Below are 19,441 nucleotides of genomic sequence, written 5' to 3' on the forward strand. Positions count from 1 at the left end.
GCCCCGCAACTAGTTGCGCAGCAACTTCAATGCTTCTTCGAACAGAGCTGGTGTCGCAGCCGCGATCACGTCTCCGCCGCTCAGGTCCGCACCACCTTGCCAGTTGCCGATGACCCCGCCCGCGCCGCGCACGACCGGCACCAGCGCGTTATAGTCGTGCGGCTTGAGCCCACTTTCGATGACCAGGTCGAGCGATCCGGCCGCGAGGCGGGCGTAAGCAAGGGCGTCGAGCCCGTATCGCGTAACCGGAGCAGCGCGGCGGACGCGGTCGAATGCGATCGCCTGCTGCTCGTCGAACAGGAACGGATCTGTTGTTGCGAGCCGGGCTTCACCCAGAACCGAGCAGCTGCTCACCTGCAGCGGCCTGATACCGGCCGATGAGATAAGGAGACTGCGCCCTTCCAATCCAAGTGCCAGTTCATCCAGAACCGGTGCGTCGATCATCCCGGCGAGGGCCTTGCTGCCGTCCAGTAGAGCGACCAAGGTGGTCCAGCTCGGGAGACCGCAGATCAGCGCCCGCGTTCCGTCGATCGGATCGAGGCTCCAGCGGCGCTTCGCATCCGCGCGAGTGAGGCCGAACTCCTCACCTTCAATCCCGTCACTCGGGAATCGCCGCTCGATGGCAGCACGCAACGCTTGCTCCGCTGCCCTATCGAGGTGAGTCACGGGATCGAAGGCGCCCTCGCCAGCCTTGTTCTCCGCGACCGGCACAGCTGCTCCGAGCGTGACGGCGCGCGCTGCTGCGGAGAGCTCCTGAAAGAACGCAAGGTCCGGCATCACTTCCCCTTGTCACCGGGACCACCAACGCGCAATGACAGCCTCAATTAGAGGGTTCACCCTCTTCGCTGTCCTTGATCCGCTCCAGCACGGCTTCCGGTGCGACGGTTCGCTTCAATTCCTGCAACTCGGGGTTTTTCGCTTCCTCGACGCCGAGCCTCTGCGCGATCTCGGTCACGAGCGTGATCAGGTGCGTGACCTCATGCTCCGACAACAGGCTGATCTGAAGATCGAGGTCGGCACGCCGGTCCGCGAGCGCTGCTGCGCGGTTCTGACTGATGAGGATGAAGGTTGACAGGAAGATGGCTTCCACGGACGCCACCGTGGCCAGGATAACAAAGGTGGGGTCGAAGGGCCGAAGGCCGGGAACGAGCCCCGCATTCACCACGATCCACCCTGCAACAAGCAGGGCGTGGACCACAACGAAAGTGATCGACCCGGCAAATCGGCTGATCGCCTCCGCGATGCGATCCCGAAAAGATGCATCGGCTTGCTCGTGACGCCGGCGCTCGGCCAGCGCCGAGATGTTGCGTTCCAGCGCGGAGGCGAGCCCGTCGGAGGGCTCGACCGTAGGCGTGCTAATGGAACTGCTTCTTCTGCTCACCGCGAATGAACGCCTCAGTGGCGTGGAGCGCCTCATCGTCCGTCATCTGAATGGGAGGATGCTTGCAGAAGTAGGCGGCCGGCGGATGGATCGCGCCGCCCTGACCGCGGTCCAGCGCCAGCTTGGCGCAGCGGATCATGTCGATCGCGACGCCCGCGCTGTTCGGTGAATCCTCGACCGACAGCCGCAGTTCCAGATTCATCGGCACGCCGCCGAACATTCGTCCTTCCATGCGCAGGAAGCAGACCTTGTTGTCGTTCTGCCAGGCGACATAGTCGGACGGGCCGACATGGATGTTCTCGTCGTCGAGACGGCGCTCCGCGACCGCCTGTACGGCTTCGGTCTTCGACTCCTTCTTGTGCTTCAGGCGCGAGCGCTCGAGCATGTTGAGGAAGTCGGTATTGCCGCCCGTGTTGAGCTGATAGGTCCGGTCCAGTCGCACGCCGCGCTTGGCGAACAGGTCGGTCAGCACGCGGTGGACGATCGTGGCGCCGAGCTGCGCCTTGATGTCGTCGCCGATGATCGGCACACCGCGCTGCTCAAAGCGCTTCGCCCAAGCAGGGTCTGACGCGATGAACACGGGGATGCAGTTCACGAACGCGACGCCGGCTTCCAGCGCGCACTCGGCGTAGAACTCGGTCGCCTGCTGGCTGCCGACCGGAAGGTAGTTCATCAGCACATGCGCGTTCGTTTCCTTGAGGACGCGGACCACGTCTTCCTGGCTCGGCTCAGCCTCGTCCGCGACCACGAACGTCCGCTCGGCCGGGTAGTCCGCCATGTGGTCCGCAACCCCATCGAGCTTGCGGCCCATGCGCACCACGGCGCCCGTGGGCTTCACGTGATCGCAGAACACCTGCGTGCAGTTGGGCTCGGCAAAAATCGCCTCGTCGACGTCCCGGCCCACCTTGCGCGCATCCACGTCCCAGGCGGCGACCACTTTCAGGTCCTTGGGCCGGTAGCCGCCCAGGTCCCAGTGCATGAGTCCGATCTGCTCGTTCGCGCCGCCGTTCTGATAGTAGGCGATGCCCTGCACCAGGCTGGACGCACAATTGCCGACCCCGGCGATGGCGATGTTGATGTCCGGGTTCATGGCGGGCTCCTTATTCGGCGGCCACGCGCGCCGGCTCCTGCACGGCGGAAGCGGGCGCGTAACGTTCAATCATCGCCGCGCAGAAGTCGGCGAACTGGTTGGGGTCCTGGGGCGGACTGGTATGGTGCGGCGCGATGCCGAGGTGCTCCGGCGTGAAGCAGAAGGTCACCGTGACGTCGAAGTCCTGCAGCGCTTCCATCTGCCGGTCGAACCAGCCGATCGCATCCTCGCGGAAGCTGTCTGCCCAGCTGAGGCCTGTGCGCAGTTTCGTGACGCCTAACCGCTTCAACCACGCCACGGCTTCATCCAGCCTCGGGTCGCGATAGTGGAACCACTGCATCAGCCCGAGATCGGCGGCGTATGGCTCGAACGCCTTCAGACCCAGCTTCGGCGTGCCGTCTTCCTTCAGCAAGCCCATGTAGAAGTGCCGATAGTAACTTGACCCTTCGGCCTCGCGGTGGCGGGTGGTTGCGCCCCACGCCTGGGGAAGGTCGTAGAGCGAATACCAGAAGATGCGCGGCACCTTGCCGATCAGCAGTTCGGCGGTGCGCTTGACCCCGAACTCCTGCACTTCCTCGGCGCCGAACGAGCCGACGCCGACCTCGGTCACCCACAGCTCGTGGTTCGGCGCGACGGCGGCGATCTCGTCGATCTTGGCAGGCCACTCGTTGATGTTCCACAGGTTCCAGTCGAGCGGAAACCCGTGAACGGCGATCACGTCCAAGTGGTCGAGTACCCCATGCCCTTCTAGCCGCTGGATGTACTGCGGATCGATCGGCGAAATGCCACCGAGCACGCGCTTGACTGCCGGGTTCACGCTTTCGATTGCCCTCGCCGCGGCGATCGTCATCTCGGCGAACTTCGACCAGTCGGGGTCGATCTCCGGGTCCCAATGCGACTTGTTGTTGGGCTCGTTCCAGATCATCGCAGCTTCGATCACGCAGCACTTCCCCTTGCTGGATAAACGGCGCCCGGCACGTCGGAGGGCTTCTCCTGGCGGCGGCACATGAACACGTCGCCGATCGGCTGGGCGAGGACCTCGAACCCGGCCGAGCGCAGCATGGCAGCGCTGCACGCGGCGTTCGGCACCCACCAATTGGTCGGATCGCCCGCGTAGCGGTGCTCGATGAAGTGTAGCCTCGGCCAGCCCGGCTCATTGAACACGCCGAGGTTGGCATGGAACTCGTAGTCGGGCTCCGGCTCGAACATCGCCTCGGAGCCGGCCTGCAGCGACTGGAACAGCAGCAAGTCATCCGCGACATGCTCGTGGAGCAAGTCGAGCGCCAGCAGCGGATGGCGCAGATGATAGAGCACACCCATGAAGATCACGAGGTCGAAGCGCTCGCCGAGCGCGCCCACGTCCCATACCTCGCCACGGCGGAACTCAATGTCGTTGAAGCCAAGCACCTCGGAGGCGAACCGCGCCTGTTCCAGGTAGCGCTCGTCATGGTCGATGCCGAGCACACGACCAGCGCCACGGCGCTTCATCTCGAAGCTATAAAAGCCCGCATTGCAGCCAATGTCGAGGACGCTCCGGCCCTCCAGGTCGGCGGGCAGCACATGTTCAAACCGCCGGAACTTGCTGTTCGGATAGCCCCACAGGAAATGATCCGGCGCAGTATGGACGCCTTGCAGGTCGAGGTCGTGAAACCACGGCTTAAGTTCGTCGATCCTTCTGCGGATCGAGGCCTCGTCCAGATGCCTGGATGCGAGCATCAGGCAGGCGCCCGCTCATTGAGACGCACCAGCCGAGCGCCCCACTCGCCCACGACGATGTGGGTGACCGAAGCCGGATCGACGTCGAAGCTCAGGATGCGGTTCAGCGACAGGCCGAGCACCCATGCGACGACCGCGCGGATGATGTCGCAATGGCTGACCAGCGCCACCATTCGGCCGGCGAACTCACGCGCGACCTGCTGCACGTGGGCAACCGCCCGCTCCTGGGCTTCGGCCATGCTCTCGCCGCCCGGCACTTGCGCCGTTGAGCGCTCGGAGTTCCATCGGTCCCACGCAGTGTTGCCTTTCAGCGCATCGTAGCGGAGGCCGGTCCATTCACCGAAGTCCACCTCGTCCAGCGCATCGGCCGTGACCACGTCCGACCGGATCGCCGCAGCCGTCTGCTGCGCCCGTCCGCGCGGACTGGCGTGCACGGCTGCGATCTCCTGGTCAGCCAACCAGCGCCCAAGCCGCCGCGCCTCCTCGACCCCGGCTGGCGCAAGCCCACCATCCAGACCGCGGCCGGTGAGCCGCTGACCCAGGTCCGAATGTGAAGCGTGACGCACGAGTAGAATCGACGCGGTCAGTGTTTCCTCCCTGTTGTTTCGGTCGCTCAACAGTGCCGAGGAAGCTTTGTTCCCTTGGGGTTCAACAAAGCTGGAAGAGCGCGGCCCTCAAATCACACTCCGCTTCGCAGCTTCTTCTTCCGGAACAAAGCTGACTCACGATCATTGAGCGGGCGGAAGGATCGCGATGTTGGCGTAATGATCTGCGCTGGCCCGTGGTTCCCAAGAACAACAAGGGGCCGAGCATTGAGCGAGACTGTTCTGATCACGGGAGGCGCCGGGTTCATCGGCCGTTTCGTCAGCGAAGAGCTGCTTCGTCGCGGGCACCGGGTCCGGGTCCTCGATAGCCTGATCGAGCAGGTCCATGGCGTGGTCGACGGCTCCACCATGCTCAACAAAGAAGCGGAACTCGTCCGCGGCGATGTCCGCGACGGCGAGGCGGTTGCACAAGCGCTCAAGGGCGTCGACAGCGTGATCCACCTTGCTGCCGAAGTGGGCGTCGGCCAGTCGATGTATGCGGTCGAGCGCTACACCAGCGTCAACGACGTCGGCACCGCCGTGCTGACGGAGAAGCTGATTGACCATCCCGTCCGCCGGATCGTCACGGCCTCGTCGATGAGCATCTATGGCGAGGGTCTCTACCGCGATGCGGACGGCGAGTTCGTCCAGCATGCCGTGCGCCTTCCGCGTGTTGGTGCCAACACCAGCTGGGATCCGGTCGATGGAAAGGGGCGGCCGCTCATGCCTGTCGCCACGCCCGAATGGAAGCAGCCGAACCTCGCCTCCATCTACGCGCTCAACAAATACGTTCAGGAACGCACCACCCACATCATGGCCGAGGCCTACGGCATGGAGGGCGTGTGCCTGCGGCTGTTCAACGTCTACGGTCCCGGCCAGGCGCTCTCCAACCCTTATACCGGCGTGCTCGCCATCTTCGCCTCGCGCCTGCTGAACGGGCAGAAGCCGATGATCTTCGAGGATGGCGAGCAGCGTAGGGACTTCGTCTATGTCGGCGACGTCGCCCGTGCGTTCGCCGATGCGTTGGAGCTGCCGCAGGCCGTCGGCGGCGTGTTCAACGTCGGCTCGGGCCGGGACCGTTCGGTGACCGAAGTGGCGCAGAGCCTCGCCCGGGCCATGAACCGCAACGACATCGAACCGGAGATCGTCGGCAAGACCCGCATCGGCGATATCCGCCATTGCTTCTGCGATGGCACTCTGGCGGCCGACCGGCTCGGCTTCCGGGCCGAGAAAGACTTCGAGGAAGGTCTCGCCGAACTCGCCGGCTGGGTCGCCGAGCAGGAGGCGGTCGACCGCGTCGAGCAGGCCCGCGGCGAGCTTGAAGCGCGGGGACTGGTCGCGTGAGCGGGCCAGCGCTGGTCGCGCGCTCGCCAGTGCTGGTGACCGGCGGCGCCGGGTTCATCGGCTGCAACATCGCCAACCGCCTCGCCACTGAAGGGCACGACGTGCTGGTGTTCGACGCGCTCTCCCGGCCCGGGGTCGAACGCAATCTCGCTTGGCTCCAGTCCCGTCATCCGAAGCGGATCAGCTTCGTGCGCGGCGACGTGCGGGACGAGGACAGCCTTGCTGGCGCGGCGCGTCAGGCCAGCGCCGTCTTCCACATGGCCGCGCAAGTGGCAGTCACCACCTCCATGGTGGACCCGCGCGAGGACTTCGACATCAACATTCGCGGCACACTGCACCTGCTCGACGCATTGCGGCAGTCCGGCCGGCGGGTGCCGCTGGTCTTCGCGTCCACGAACAAGGTGTACGGCGACCTCGCCGACCTCGACTTCACTCTTGGAGGCGAGGCCTATCACCCCACTGATCTGGTCATCCGCGACCACGGCATCTCCGAGGCCCGGCCGCTCGACTTCCACACGCCCTACGGCTGCTCCAAAGGTGCGGCCGACCAGTACGTCCTGGACTATGCCCGCAGCTTCGGCCTGCCGACAGCCGTCCTGCGCATGAGCTGCATCTACGGCGAGCGGCAGATGGGCACGGAGGACCAGGGCTGGGTGGCCCATTTTCTCATCCGCGCGCTCGAGGGCGAGCCGATCACGCTCTACGGCGACGGCCACCAGGTCCGCGACATTCTCGACGTCAGCGATGCCGTAGATGCCTACATGGCGGCATGGAGGAACATCGACCGGATTGCCGGGCGTGCGTTCAATCTCGGCGGCGGGCCGTCCAATGCGATCAGCCTGCGCCAGCTTGTCGCTTTCATGGGGAAAACGATCGGCCGCGAGCCCGCCCTGCACTTCTCCGATTGGCGCGCGGGCGACCAGCGCTACTTTGTCGCGGACACGCGGCACATCCGGCAGACCCTCGGCCTCAACGCGCCGAAGCCATGGCGTGAAGGTGTCGCCAACCTCGCGGCCTGGCTCGCGCAGGAACGCGGCTTGCCGCTGGCGACCGAGAAGCCGCTGCTTCGGGCGCACGCATGACCGGCCGGCTGAAGCTGCTCCTCACCACTGATGCGGTCGGCGGGGTGTGGACCTATTCGCTCGACCTTGCACAGGCCTTGGCCGACGCTGACGACGTCATGGTCTATCTGGCCGTGCTTGGCCCCTCCCCCACGCCCGAACAGCTCGACGCAGCAGCCGCGACGCCTGGCCTGCAGCTGATCGACACCGGCCTGCCGCTCGACTGGCTGGCCGATGATCCTGCCCACCTTCGCGACGCAGCGAAGGTCCTCAATGAATTGGCCGTCGGTGCCGGGGTCGACCTCGTGCAGCTGCACACGCCAGCGCTGGCGGCCATCCCGTTCGACGTTCCGCTGGTGGGAGTGGTTCACAGCTGTGTCGGCAGTTGGTGGTCCGCGGTGAAGGACGGCCCGCTGCCGAGCGATATCGGCTGGCGCGCCGAACTCGTGAGCGAGGGGCTGCGCAGGCTCGACGCGGTCCTTGCTCCGACCCATGCTTTCGCCGCCGCCGTGCGGGAGACCTACGGCCTGCCGAGCCTTCCCGTGGCCGTGCACAATGGGCGCGCGGCTGCCGGCCTTCCCCCCATTGCGCGGGCCGATGTGGCGTTCACCGCCGGGCGCCTGTGGGATGAAGGCAAAGACATTGCCACCTTCGACCGCGCTGCGGCGCTCTCGTCGGTTCCGTTCAAGGCGGCAGGCCTACTCAAAGGGCCGAATGGTGCGAGAGTGGTCCTGAGCCATGCTCAGGCACTCGGGCGCCTGGACGGAGCTGCGCTCAAGGAGCAGCTGGCCGCGCAGCCGATCTTCGTGTCAACCGCGCGCTACGAACCGTTCGGTCTGTCGGTCCTCGAGGCCGCCCAGGCCGGCTGCGCACTGGTGCTGACCGACATTCCCACTTTTCGCGAGTTGTGGAACGAGGCCGCCTTGTTCGTCCCGCTGCACGACGAGCATGCAGTCGCAGCCGCGGTCGACCAGCTGATCGCCGATCCGGCGGCTCGCGCTCGCTTGAGCGAAGCGGCCCGCACGCGCGCCGAGCAGTTTACCCCGGCCGCCACAGCGAGCGCCATGCTGGAGCAATATCGCACCCTCCTCAGCGTAGACCGGAAAGTCGCTGCGTGAGGATCGTCTACTTCACGCATTCGCTGCAAAGCTGCTGGAACCACGGCAACGCCCATTTCCTCCGCGGTGTGCTGCGGCAGCTGATCGCCCGCGGTCACGACGTCATCGCTTACGAGCCGCGCGGGGCCTGGAGCCTCGACAACCTGCTGAAGGACCATGGGCCGAGCGGCCTCGACGCTTACCGCAGCGCCTATCCGGAGCTCTCGTCGACCGTGTTCAACGCCGGCACCGACCCGGCCGAACTGGTGGACGGCGCCGACCTTGTCATCGTCCATGAGTGGAACGAACCGGCTCTCATCGCCGCGATCGGGGACCTCCGCAGGCGCGCCGGGCGCTTCACCCTTCTCTTCCACGACACGCACCATCGCGCGGTCAGCGACCCGGACGCGATCCGCGCCTTCGACCTGTCGGGCTACGACGGCGTGCTCGCGTTCGGCGAGACTCTGTCGGAGGTCTACCGCCGCTGGGGTTGGCAGGGCCGCGTGTGGACCTGGCACGAGGCAGCCGACACCCGCCTGTTCCACCCGCCGGAGCGTGACGGCGAGCGCGAGGGTCTCGTCTGGATCGGCAACTGGGGCGATGGCGAACGCTCGTCCGAACTGGAGCAGTTCCTCTTTCGCCCCGCCCAGCAGGCCGAGCTCCCGCTCGACATCTACGGCGTGCGCTACCCGCCCGAGGCACTCGCCACGCTCAAGCGATACGCCGTGAATTTCCGCGGCTGGCTCCCGAACGCGCGCGCGCCAGAGGTGTTCGCCCGCCACCTCGCGACCGTTCACGTCCCCCGGCGCTTCTACACTACCCTGCTGCCGGGTATTCCGACCATCCGCGTGTTCGAGGCGCTCGCCTGCGGCATCCCGCTGGTCTCCGCCCCATGGAACGACAGCGAAGGCCTGTTCACGCCCGGCGAGGACTATCTCGTCGCGGCCGATGGCGAGGCCATGACACGCCACCTGCGTTCGCTGGCTTCCGACCCGGACCTCCGCCGCTCGCTCGCCGAGCACGGCCTCGCCACCATCCGCGCCCGCCACAGCTGCGCGCACCGCGTCGATGAACTGCTGGAGATCGTGCGGAACCTGAACCGCCGCGCTCACCCTGAGCCTGTCGAAGCGTCAGCACCGACCCAACGCGCTCACCCTGAGCCTGTCGAAGGGTGCTCCCCGCCGTTTCGACAAGCTCAGCGTGAGCGCAATCGCTTTCCCGCCGAGGTCACACGATGAAAATTGCCTTCTACGGCTCCAGCCTGCTCTCCTCCTATTGGAACGGTGCCGCCACCTACTATCGCGGCATCCTGTCCGAGCTGGCCAAGCGCGGATACCAGATCCACTTCTACGAGCCGGACGCATTTGACCGCCAGCAGCACCGCGACATCGACCCGCCGGAGTGGGCCGAGGTCACCGTCTACCCTGCGACCGTCGACGCTGCACGAAACGTGCTGGCCGAGGCGGCCAAGGCCGACATCGTGGTGAAGGCGAGCGGCGTCGGTGTGTTCGACGACGAACTGCTGGAAGGCGTGCTCGACGAGGCCGCTCCCGGCGCTACCCGTATCTACTGGGACGTGGACGCCGCTGCTACGCTGGAGGAGATCGGGCAGGCCGCCGATCACCCACTCCGTCGACGGCTACCGGAGTTCGATCTGGTCCTGACCTATGGCGGCGGTCCGCCGGTCGTGAACAACTACCGCCAGTTCGGCGCTCGCGACTGCATCCCCATCTACAACGCCCTCGACCCCCTCACCCATCATCCGGTGCGCGCGGAGGAGCGCTTCGCCGCTGACCTGTCGTTCCTCGCCAACCGCCTTCCGGACCGGGAAGCCCGAGTGGAGGAGTTCTTCCTTCACGCTGCCGCCCTGACGCCGGAGAAGAAGTTCCTCCTCGGCGGCAACGGCTGGGAAACCAAGGCCATGCCGGCGAACGTCCGCGCGATCGGCCATGTCGGCACGCGCGACCACAACGCCTTCAACTGCACCCCGCTGGCAGTCCTCAACGTCGCGCGTGACAGTATGGCGAACATCGGCTTCTCCCCCGCCACCCGCGTGTTCGAAGCGGCCGGCGCCGCGGCTTGCCTGATCACGGACGCATGGGAGGGCATCGAGCAGTTCCTGAAACCTGACGAGGAAGTGCTGGTCGCCCGCGATGGCCAGGACGTCGCCGAGCATCTCGCCCGCCTCACGCCGGAACGCGCCCGCGCCATCGGCCAGGCGGCGCTCGACCGCGTGCTCCAGGAGCATACCTATGCCCACCGCGGAGCCGAAGCCGACCGCGTGCTCCGCGCTCAGGTCTCCGCCAAGCGCGAGATGGTGGCTGCATGAAGCTCGTCGTCCTCGGCCTCAGCCTTTCGTCATCCTGGGGAAACGGCCACGCCACCACCTTTCGCGCGCTGCTCGAAGCCTTCGCGACACGTGGCCACGACATCCTTTTCCTGGAGCGCGACGTCCCCTGGTACCGCAGCCAGCGCGACCTGGAGGACCCGAGCTATTGCCGGCTGGAGTTCTACGCCGACCTTCAGGAGCTGGAACGCTGGCGGACCGAGATCGCCCGCGCGGATGCGGTGATGGTCGGCTCCTATGTTCCGGAGGGCGTGGAGGTTGCCCGCTGGGTCCAGTCGAGCGCGGAAGGCGTCACCGCCTTCTACGACATCGACACGCCCGTGACCCTGGCCAAGCTGGAGCGCGGAGATTTCGAATATCTCTCTCCCGAGGTCATCCCCGGCTACGATGTCTACCTCAGCTTCACCGGCGGTCCCACGCTGCGCCACATCGAGCAGCACTTTGGCTCCCCCGCGGCTCGCCCGCTCTACTGCTCGGTCGACGCGCACAAGTACCAGCCGCTGGACGTGCCCACCCGCTGGGATCTCTCCTATCTCGGCACCTACAGCGACGACCGTCAGCTCACGGTCGAAAAGCTGCTGAACGCCGCCGCCCGCGCCCTGCCGCACCGCCGCTTCTGCGTTGCGGGACCACAATATCCGGACAGCATCGAATGGCCGGCGAACGTGGAGCGGATCGACCATGTTCCGCCAGCTGAGCACCCGGCCTTCTACGCCGCGTCTCGCTTCACCCTGAACGTGACGCGCGCAGACATGATCAAGGCCGGCTGGTCGCCCTCCGTCCGCCTGTTCGAGGCCGCTGCCTGCGCAACACCGGTTATATCGGACGTTTGGGAGGGCCTGTCGGACCTGCTGGAGCCTGGCCGCGAAATCCTGCTGGCGCGCAGCACGGACGATGTGATCGCGGCGCTCGAAGGCCTGACGGAGAAGCAGGCCCGAGCCATCGGTGGAGCGGCCCGCGGGCGGGTGCTAGCTGCCCACACCGCCGAGCATCGCGCCGCCGAACTCGAACAGCATCTGGAAGCCATGATGAGCAGACCGGCCGGCGCGCTGGCCTCAGTGGGGCGGTAGGAGAAACACGTGCCGACAACATCCCACGAAACGAAGCGCGCGCTGGTCGCCGGCGGTGCTGGCTTCATCGGCTCGCACCTGGTGGATCGGCTACTGGCCAGCGGCTACGAAGTCGTCGCGCTGGACAATCTCCAGACCGGCCGCACCACAAACCTCGAGCACCTCGCCGGTGACCCACGCTTCAGCTTGGTAGAGGGTGACATCATTGACCCGCTCCCCCGCGCAATCACGGGCAAGCGCTTCGATCGGATATACAATCTCGCCTGCGCCGCCTCCCCGCCGCACTACCAGGCGGACCCCGAGCACACGATGCTCACGAACGTGCTCGGCACCCGCAACCTGCTGCGCCTTGCCGAGGAGCAGCGCGCCCGCTTCCTCCTCACCTCCACCAGCGAGGTTTACGGCGACCCGGAAATCCACCCGCAACCCGAAAGCTATCGCGGCTGGGTCAGCTGCACCGGCCCGCGCGCCTGCTACGACGAGGGCAAGCGCGCCGCGGAAACGCTCACCTTCGACTTCGCCCGGCTCGGCCGCGCCGACGTCCGCGTGGTGCGCATCTTCAACACCTACGGCCCGCGCATGGACCCGCAGGACGGGCGCGTCGTCTCGAACGTCATTTGCCAGGCGCTCACCGGCGAGCCGATCACGGTCTATGGCGACGGCAGCCAGACCCGCAGCTTCTGCTACGTCGATGACTTGGTAGAAGGCATCGAACGCCTGATGGCTTTTGAGGGCGAGCAGCCCGGCCCCGTCAACATCGGCAACCCGCACGAGTTGACCGTCTGCGACCTGGTCGAGCGCGTTCTCACTCTGACCGGCTCCGGCAGCGAGATCATCCGCCTGCCATTGCCTCAGGACGATCCCCGCCGCCGCAAGCCGGACACCAGCCTCGCCCGGGCGCTGCTCGGATGGGAAGCAACCGTCCCGCTTCAAGCGGGCCTCGAGGCCACCACCGCCTACTTCGCGGCGGAGATGAAGCGGCATGGCCCCATGTTCCGCTTCGGCGCCACTTATCGTGAGCCGACCCTGGCCGCGGCCGAGTGAAGGCTGCATGGCAATGCTGGTCTATGGCGACCACGACCAACAGCTGAGACCCCGCAACCGGCTTGCCGAGCTGGAGCGTGAGCGACGCAGGCTGGAAGCCTTACCGACCGGACTGCAGCGCCATGCCGCGCTGACCAGCCTGTTCATCGATCTTGCCGGACTGGTCCAGGGTGTCGCCGATGCCTGCTTTGCGGAGCACGAACAGGACTCGACATGGCCGGCCGAGCGGGCGCTCATGCGGCAATTGGTCGACATGGCCGAGGCGGTAGTGCTCTCGTGGCAAGGCGGCACGCCGGCGCTCGCTCCGATCTTCGCTCCGGCCGGTCTGCCCCGAGAGGTGCGCGTGCGACTGCCGGAAGGCTATGCCTTCTACGCCCTGTATCCGGAGGCATACGCAATTGCCGCCCGCCAGCTGAAGCTCAGCGGCCCGGCCAAGGTCATCGGCCTGCGCAGCATCGGCACGGGCCTCGCCGCGGTCGCCGCCGCCACCCTCTGCGCTCCGCCGCCGGCGACCCTGAGGCCGGTCGGACACCCATTCGACCGCAAGCTCTCGCTGTCGCCGGCGCTCGCCGCCGAGCTGCTCGATGACCGATCCCATTACGTGATCGTCGACGAGGGCCCCGGCCTCTCTGGCAGCAGCTTCGGGGCGGTTGCCGACTGGCTGGAGAACCATGGCATTCCGGCCGAGCGCATCGCCTTCCTCCCCGGGCACGGCGGACACCTCGGGCCGCAGGCGAACGAGCGTCACCGCGCGCGCTGGGCCAAAGCGCAGCGGCCTGTCGCCGCTCTGGACGATCATCTGCAAGGATGGAACGAGGATTTGCTCGGGCCGATCGACGGATCGCTGGCCGACATTAGCGGGGGTCAATGGCGCCCTCTCTGGTCTGCCGCCGAGGCTGCGTGGCCTCCCGTCAACCCGGTCTGGGAGCGCCGCAAGTTCCTCGCTCGGCGCGGCCCCGACAGCTGGCTGGTCAAGTTTGCCGGCCTCGGCCGCATCGGTCAGGAGAAACTCACCCTCGCGCACCACCTGCACGATGCCGGCTTCGGCGCAGAGGTTGCGGGGCTCGCGCATGGCTGGCTGATCCAGCGCTGGCACGAGGACGCAGCACCGACCCGGCCCACATCCGAGGAAGTCGCCCGCTACCTGCGCCTGCGCTCCTTCCTGCCCGCCGAGCAGGGCGCCTCGCTGGCCGATCTCCTCGCAATGGCTCGGCACAATGTGCCCGCCCTGGGCCGCTGGAGTCCCGACTTGGACACGCTTCAGCCGCGCCTGAGGCCGGTGCGCATAGATGGCCGCATGGCCGCACACGAGTGGTTGCGGCTGCCGTCAGGCCAACTCCTCAAAGCCGACGCCTTGGACCATCATGCCAGCCACGACCTCGTCGGCTGCCAGGACCTCGCCTGGGACCTGGCAGGTGCGGCCGTCGAGCTAGACCTGCCCGAAGACGAGGTAACGAGCCTTCAGCAACAGCTCGGCACCGACCCGGACCTGCTCGCCTTCTACCTGCCTGCTTACACCGCCTTCCGCATCGGCGCGCACCGGATCAGTGCGTCCATGCTCGCGCACTGGCCAGAGGAGCAAGCTCGCCACAAGGCCGCTGCCGATCGGCTGGAGGCGCGCCTGTCAGCGCCCGTAGATGCGATCGAGCACATGCGCCACGTCGCCTAGCCGCTCGGCCTCAGGGTCGAACCGCGCGCCGGCCGCAAGCCGTCGCGCCCAGTCCGCCGCTGCGCGGCCGCCCCAATCGTCCTCGCGGTCGGCCAGCGGCTCGTTCGCCGTGCCGCGCATCCGCACCGCGTCGAAGGCATAGAAGCTGCCATCCACATTTCGCAGCGCCGCCGCGCCCTCGGTCCCATAGAAGTCGGCGGCGATCACCGCCTCCTGCCCTGCAGGGAGGCGCCAGGAGCAGGCCAGCCGCAGCACCGCGCCGCTCGCCAGCGTCACGGTCGCGACTGCATAGTCCTCGACCTGCTCGGCAGGGTCACGCAGCGGCGCGCCGTCAGACAGCAGGTGTGACTCGATCCCGACCACTTCCGGCCAGTCCAGCGCCCACAAGGCCAAGTCGACGAGGTGGACGCCTAAATCCATCACGCACCCGCCGCCCGACAGCGCCGGATCGTAGAACCACGGCTTGTCCGGACCATAGGCGTTGTGGAACGTCAGATCGGCCGCGAATGACTGCCCCAGCTCGCCAGCCCGCAGCATCTCACGGATACGCTGCATCCCGCTGGTGAAGCGATAGCTCAGGTCCACCCCCAGCAGCCGATCCGCCGCCCGCGCTGCCTCGACCACGGCGCGCACCTCTGCCTCAGTCCGCCCGAGCGGCTTCTGGCAGAAGACCGCCACGCCCGCCTCCAGCGCCCGGATCGACTGCTCGGCATGAAGCGCGCTGGGGCTTGCGATCACCAGCCCGTCCAGATCCTGGGTCAGCAGTTCGTCCAGCGTATCCACCGCCGCTGCGTCCGGCGCGAGAGCGAGTGCAGCGGCGCGCATGTCGTCGTTGGGGTCGGCCACCGCCGCGACGTCGATCGCGCCCGTGTTCACCATCGCTTCCATGCGGTGCCGGCCGATCCAGCCCACACCAAGGAAACCAAGGCTTGGGCGCTCGCTCATGGGACCACGATCGCCTTGAGGAAGCCCATGGGCCGGTCGCGCGTGTCGTCCAGCGCCTGCGCGAGTTCGTCGAGCTTGTAGCGGTGCGTGTACAGCGGCGAGGGATCCAGCCGCCCGCTCGCCACGGCCTGAACCGCCTCGCGAATGCCCTCGACGTACACTGCGGGGTCGCGCTCATGGGCGTTGATCACGTCGATCCCCCGCCAGTTCCACAGCCACATGTTTACGGTCCGCGGCCCGTCCTGGTGGTAGCCCGCTACGATCAGCTTGCCGCGTTCGGCGGTGATCTCCGTTGCAAGGTCCAGCGGCCACTGCTTGCCAACCGCCTCGATGACGCGCTCGCAAAACTTGCCGTCAGTCAACTCTTTGACCTGCTCAACGATGCGCTGGTGGTCGTCCATCGGGATGACCTCCGCGGCCCCGAATTGCCGAGCCACGTCGAGCGAGTACTCCCGGCGTGAGATGGCGATGACCCGCGCGCCGGCATCGGTCGCCAGCCGGGTCAGCAGCGCTCCCAGAAAGCCGATCCCCACGATCGCGACGGTCTGGCCGGCGCGGATGTCGGCCCGCTTGAAGATGTTGAAGGCACAGCCCAGCGGCTCTCCGGGGAACGGCTGGTCGGCCAGATTCGCCGGCAGCTTCACGACCTTGTCCGCCTCTGCCAGGTCATGGCTGGCGTAGCTGTTGTAGCTGAGCGCAGCCACACGGTCGCCGACCTCCAGCCCCGCAACTCCCTCGCCGATCGCCTCGATCACCCCCCAGCCCTCGTGCCCCATGCCGCCGGGCTCGCCGGGGTAGGTTAGCCACTCCGGCCCGCTCCATGGCCCAAGGTTGGAAGCGCACACGCCGCAGCCTTCCAGCTTCACCCGAACCTGCCCGGGACCAGGCTCTGGCAGTGGCAGCTGCTGCATGGTGATCTTCGCCGGACCGCTCAGCACTGCCGCGCGCATGGTCCGCTCACCTGTCAATTGGTCCGCCACTCGCCCCCTCTTTTCCAGTCGTTGCACCGGCAGAACGGCGCAGACAGACGTTGGTTCAACAAAGCTCAGCGCAGGTGCGAATAAGCGATGGCGGCGAACTGCTCGAATGCCGGTGGACGGTGCCCATGCGCCCGCATCCACGCAGCCCAGCCGTCGAACTGCCGAGGGCTCGGCGACACGTGCATTCGCCGCTGCTTGGCCTGTGCGAGCGCCTGGAGCGGCTCCATGCCCCTGTCCACCATCACGCACAGCGCCAGCATGGCGGAGCGGCCGATGCCATGCTGGCAGTGGATCAGCACCCGTTGGTCGCGGTCGAGATGCTGGGACGCGAAAGCCACGCCCTGATCCAACATCTCCAGGGTTACCGGGTGCAGATCCGGTGTCGGCAGGTGCAGGAACCGCAGGTTCGCCCGAGCCAGCGCCTCGGCGTCATCGCGATCCTCCTCGCGCATGTCGACCACGGCTCGGATCGAATGATCACGGGCCAGCGCCGGGGCGCTCTCAGCCGGAAAGCACCCACCTACCGCCAGCCCATCCATGACCCAGTGGAAGTTCCTCAAGCCGCGCGATCTCCCAGCCGCTTCTCCACCCGGTCGAGCCACTCGCCCATCGGCCCGCGCGAATAGGTCAGCGCCTGATAAACGGTCAGCGCCCACCGGCCCCAGCGGGTGTAGATTGCCGGCCGTCCGGTCCGGTGGGCCACCGCCGCCATCCGGTGGCTCCAGGCCGCGATGTGCGCCCGCATGCGATAGACCAGCTTGCGCCGCCACGGCAGCCCCCCCGCGCTCGGCGCTAACCGCTTGCGCGGCCTGACCCCACGCCGCCACCAGGTCAGCCGGTAGGCCAGTCCCTCGCGCCGTTGCCGAAAGCCCGCGGCCTGTGTTTGCTCGATGAACGCTGCATCGACCGGCGTCAGCTCTAGCCGCCCCGCCGCACGCGCCTCCTCCACCATCCGGTGCAGATCGGGCGAGCGGACCACCACGACGTTGGTCCCGCGCCCATCTGAGGAGTAGGGCTCCACCCACGCATCTCCGAACGCGATGTCCGCCGTTTCTGCCACCACATCGTCGCAGAAGTTGCAGGCAGACGCCTGGAAGAAGCCTGCCCCCCAATCGCCGTCGACCAGGTGCCACCAGTCCTGCGCAGCGGCGCTGCCGTCCTCCATGGTCAGGTGTGCACGATACCAGTTGGCCGGCCGCCCGGCGTCCTTGATGCGGTAGTCCACCGCCCTCACCCGCTCCAGCTCCTGCCCGAGCTGCCACGCAAAGCTCTCCACGAAGCGCGCGCTCTTCATGTGCCCGCAGAACAGGCCCAGCGTATGCGTCACCCGCTCGGCGATGATCGGGTCTGAGCGGCGCAGCAGGTGAATGGCCTTGATGAAGCAGGGCACGCCCACGACGGCATAGCGACCCGGCACCGCACGGATCTCGCGCAGCACTTCCGACAGCTCGATCGGATAGTAGCGGGACTTTGCACCGTTCCCGAGCTCTTCCACGGTGCGTGAGATCCCATAGCGGAAGAACCGGCCATCGTTTGCCGGGTTCGCGGGAGCGACATGCGCCACCGCATCGATCCTGCCCGTCCGCAGCAGCTCGGCGGCGACCCAGGTGACCATGCCGCCCGAGCTGCCGTTGGCCCGGAACTCCTCTTCCGCCACATGGCCGACGTAAGCGCCATCGAACCGCCCGACCTTTCCATCCGCCACCTGCGCGTGCGGGAAGCGGCTGAGCGCAATTGCATCCTCATTCGCGGCAGCCGGAGAGAACGGACAGCGCCGCGCGAAGTCAGCGGTTCGCTCACGATACCAGTCGGACGGACCATCGGGCTTCAGCAGTCCATGCTCATCAAAGCGCATCGCCGCGCCGGGCACGTCCGCGACGCAGCTGCCGCAGCCGATGCACAGCCCCGACCGGACAATGTCGCGGGGGCTGAGGGGCTGCTCTCGTGCCAGGGGGTCAGGAAAGTGCTGCATCGAGATAATCTTGCGAGCGGGCACGATAGGAGCGGATGTTTGCCTCTACCGCCTCGCTCACCGGCTCAGCCATCAGGCGATCGAACTCCGCAGATTGCGTACCATCTGTCACCACTCGGTCCGTCGCATGGAGCTTCGCTGTGAGATCCCGGATCTTGTTGAAACGATAGTCGCTGGGGCTCGCGACAAAGGGCTTTCCGTTCAGCAGGGCGAACACGCAGCCGTGGAAGAAGTTCGTGACCACGGCGTTCGCGCCCGCCATCCACCGCGCGAACTCCATCGGGCCCTCGTCGATCCGCTGCTCGTGGGTCCACTCGTTTGAATAGCCAAGGCTTATCAGCCTCGTGCCGGTCTCGTCTGCCCAGCGGCGCACCTGCTGGACAAGCCACCACGGCAGGCCATGGCCATAGACGACGGCGTACGGATGCTCCGCGGGCATCGGCTCGGCGCGCGCGAAATCGGGCCACTGAAGGCAGGGATCAAGCACCACTGCAGGATCCAGGCCGGTGGCTCCCTTCACCAGCGACCGGGAGTTCGCGTCGCGCACGGAAATCGCGTCGAACCGGCGCAGGCGCTCGGCCCAGTGTGGGTGAACCCCATCATCCGCATCGTGATTGCCAAAGCTCGCGGCGTACGAGACCAGCCGCTCTGTCTGCAGGCCGGAACCGAAGAAGATCGGCTTAGCCCGGTACCAGGGATGGCGGAAGTTCCAGACCTCGTCACTGCCGACCACGACCGCGTCATAGCTGCCGGCAGCTTCCGGGCTTTCGAGCGGAAACGCTCTCGATCGCGGCAGATGATCCCACGCATCGAAGAAGCGCCGAGCCTTGCGCTTGTACTTCTTCAACTCGGGCCGACTGGACCGTTCGGGCAGGCCGGGCTGAAGCGAGCAGCGCCACTCCGCCAGGTTCACTTCCGGGGAGTCGTGGTCCAGCAGTTCGGCCTGGACGCCTCGCTGCTGCAGCCCTTCCACCAGGCAACGCGCTTGCCAGTAGGAACCGTAGTTGATGCAGCGATGAAAGGTGAGAACCCCGATCGAGCCCGATTGCGCCATTGCCCGACAACATGCCGGAAGCGTCACGGTTCCTCCGAATGGCCGTGTGCCAGGCCGTGACCCTCAGCTAAGCGTGTGATAGGTGCC

The 19,441-nt window shown here is 66.9% G+C and carries 19 protein-coding genes; 8 read left to right on the forward strand and 11 right to left on the reverse strand.

The window, feature by feature from the left end; translation table 11 throughout:
* Nucleotides 1–9: 9 nt before the first annotated feature.
* The 6 genes from JT720_RS08570 to JT720_RS08595 are packed head-to-tail and all read right to left on the reverse strand — an operon-like array spanning nt 10 to nt 4,804.
* A complete protein-coding gene (locus JT720_RS08570) occupies nt 10–777 on the reverse strand; it encodes an inositol monophosphatase family protein (RefSeq protein ID WP_205480802.1) in 768 nt (255 codons plus the stop codon).
* A gap of 43 nt (nt 778–820) precedes the next feature.
* A complete protein-coding gene (locus tag JT720_RS08575) occupies nt 821–1,381 on the reverse strand; it encodes a DUF1003 domain-containing protein (RefSeq protein WP_336511974.1) in 561 nt (186 codons plus the stop codon).
* Nucleotides 1,356–2,471 (reverse strand): inositol-3-phosphate synthase, encoded by a 1,116-nt coding sequence (locus JT720_RS08580; RefSeq protein ID WP_205480804.1) that lies wholly within the window; start codon nt 2,469–2,471, stop codon nt 1,356–1,358. Before JT720_RS08580 ends, JT720_RS08575 begins: the two co-directional genes overlap by 26 nt.
* Nucleotides 2,472–2,481: 10 nt before the next feature.
* Nucleotides 2,482–3,411: a beta-xylosidase gene (locus tag JT720_RS08585; RefSeq protein WP_205480805.1), complete on the reverse strand. Its 930-nt coding sequence runs from the start codon at nt 3,409–3,411 to the stop codon at nt 2,482–2,484.
* Entirely contained in the window at nt 3,408–4,187 is a 780-nt protein-coding gene (locus JT720_RS08590) for a TIGR04290 family methyltransferase (protein WP_205480806.1), read from the reverse strand. The genes JT720_RS08585 and JT720_RS08590 overlap by 4 nt, the downstream gene beginning before the upstream one ends.
* Nucleotides 4,187–4,804 (reverse strand): histidine phosphatase family protein, encoded by a 618-nt coding sequence (locus JT720_RS08595; RefSeq protein WP_205480807.1) that lies wholly within the window; start codon nt 4,802–4,804, stop codon nt 4,187–4,189. The genes JT720_RS08590 and JT720_RS08595 overlap by 1 nt, the downstream gene beginning before the upstream one ends.
* A 195-nt stretch (nt 4,805–4,999) precedes the next feature.
* Here JT720_RS08595 and JT720_RS08600 point away from each other — a divergent pair, with 195 nt between their 5' ends.
* From JT720_RS08600 to JT720_RS08635, 8 genes are read left to right on the forward strand one after another with little or no spacing between them, the layout of a single operon-like run.
* Entirely contained in the window at nt 5,000–6,115 is a 1,116-nt protein-coding gene (locus JT720_RS08600) for an NAD-dependent epimerase/dehydratase family protein (protein ID WP_237219828.1), read from the forward strand.
* Entirely contained in the window at nt 6,112–7,197 is a 1,086-nt protein-coding gene (locus tag JT720_RS08605; RefSeq protein WP_336511975.1) for an SDR family NAD(P)-dependent oxidoreductase, read from the forward strand. The genes JT720_RS08600 and JT720_RS08605 overlap by 4 nt, the downstream gene beginning before the upstream one ends.
* On the forward strand, nt 7,194–8,294 hold the full coding sequence (locus tag JT720_RS08610; RefSeq protein ID WP_205480809.1) for a glycosyltransferase family 4 protein: 1,101 nt from the start codon (nt 7,194–7,196) through the stop codon (nt 8,292–8,294). Before JT720_RS08605 ends, JT720_RS08610 begins: the two co-directional genes overlap by 4 nt.
* The gene (locus tag JT720_RS08615; protein ID WP_205480810.1) at nt 8,291–9,511 is read left to right on the forward strand and encodes a glycosyltransferase family protein; all 1,221 of its coding nucleotides are present in this window, start codon (nt 8,291–8,293) and stop codon (nt 9,509–9,511) included. Before JT720_RS08610 ends, JT720_RS08615 begins: the two co-directional genes overlap by 4 nt.
* Nucleotides 9,508–10,602, forward strand: coding sequence for a CgeB family protein (locus JT720_RS08620; protein ID WP_205480811.1), 1,095 nt, complete (start codon nt 9,508–9,510; stop codon nt 10,600–10,602). The genes JT720_RS08615 and JT720_RS08620 overlap by 4 nt, the downstream gene beginning before the upstream one ends.
* Nucleotides 10,599–11,690 (forward strand): CgeB family protein, encoded by a 1,092-nt coding sequence (locus JT720_RS08625; protein WP_205480813.1) that lies wholly within the window; start codon nt 10,599–10,601, stop codon nt 11,688–11,690. Before JT720_RS08620 ends, JT720_RS08625 begins: the two co-directional genes overlap by 4 nt.
* A 9-nt stretch (nt 11,691–11,699) precedes the next feature.
* On the forward strand, nt 11,700–12,734 hold the full coding sequence (locus JT720_RS08630; RefSeq protein ID WP_205480814.1) for an NAD-dependent epimerase/dehydratase family protein: 1,035 nt from the start codon (nt 11,700–11,702) through the stop codon (nt 12,732–12,734).
* Nucleotides 12,735–12,741: 7 nt separating this feature from the next.
* Nucleotides 12,742–14,403, forward strand: coding sequence for a hypothetical protein (locus tag JT720_RS08635; RefSeq protein WP_205480815.1), 1,662 nt, complete (start codon nt 12,742–12,744; stop codon nt 14,401–14,403).
* On the opposite strand, the gene JT720_RS08640 is transcribed toward JT720_RS08635, so the two are convergent.
* The 5 genes from JT720_RS08640 to JT720_RS08660 all read right to left on the reverse strand — a co-directional run bounded on the left by JT720_RS08640 (nt 14,359) and on the right by JT720_RS08660 (nt 19,354).
* Nucleotides 14,359–15,348 carry a Gfo/Idh/MocA family protein gene (locus JT720_RS08640; protein WP_205480816.1) on the reverse strand — a complete coding sequence of 330 codons (990 nt, stop codon included), beginning with the start codon at nt 15,346–15,348 and terminating at the stop codon, nt 14,359–14,361. The two genes, JT720_RS08635 and JT720_RS08640, sit on opposite strands and share 45 nt — an antisense overlap.
* A complete protein-coding gene (locus JT720_RS08645) occupies nt 15,345–16,328 on the reverse strand; it encodes an MDR/zinc-dependent alcohol dehydrogenase-like family protein (RefSeq protein WP_336511976.1) in 984 nt (327 codons plus the stop codon). Before JT720_RS08645 ends, JT720_RS08640 begins: the two co-directional genes overlap by 4 nt.
* 65 nt (nt 16,329–16,393) lie before the next feature.
* A complete protein-coding gene (locus JT720_RS08650) occupies nt 16,394–16,888 on the reverse strand; it encodes a protein-tyrosine phosphatase family protein (protein ID WP_205480817.1) in 495 nt (164 codons plus the stop codon).
* Nucleotides 16,885–18,300 (reverse strand): Coenzyme F420 hydrogenase/dehydrogenase, beta subunit C-terminal domain, encoded by a 1,416-nt coding sequence (locus JT720_RS08655; RefSeq protein WP_205480818.1) that lies wholly within the window; start codon nt 18,298–18,300, stop codon nt 16,885–16,887. Before JT720_RS08655 ends, JT720_RS08650 begins: the two co-directional genes overlap by 4 nt.
* Entirely contained in the window at nt 18,284–19,354 is a 1,071-nt protein-coding gene (locus JT720_RS08660) for a polysaccharide pyruvyl transferase family protein (protein ID WP_205480819.1), read from the reverse strand. Before JT720_RS08660 ends, JT720_RS08655 begins: the two co-directional genes overlap by 17 nt.
* Nucleotides 19,355–19,441 lie beyond the last annotated feature (87 nt).

Source organism: Sphingomonas arenae (assembly GCF_016924655.1).
GTDB classification, from domain to species: domain Bacteria; phylum Pseudomonadota; class Alphaproteobacteria; order Sphingomonadales; family Sphingomonadaceae; genus Sphingomicrobium; species Sphingomicrobium arenae.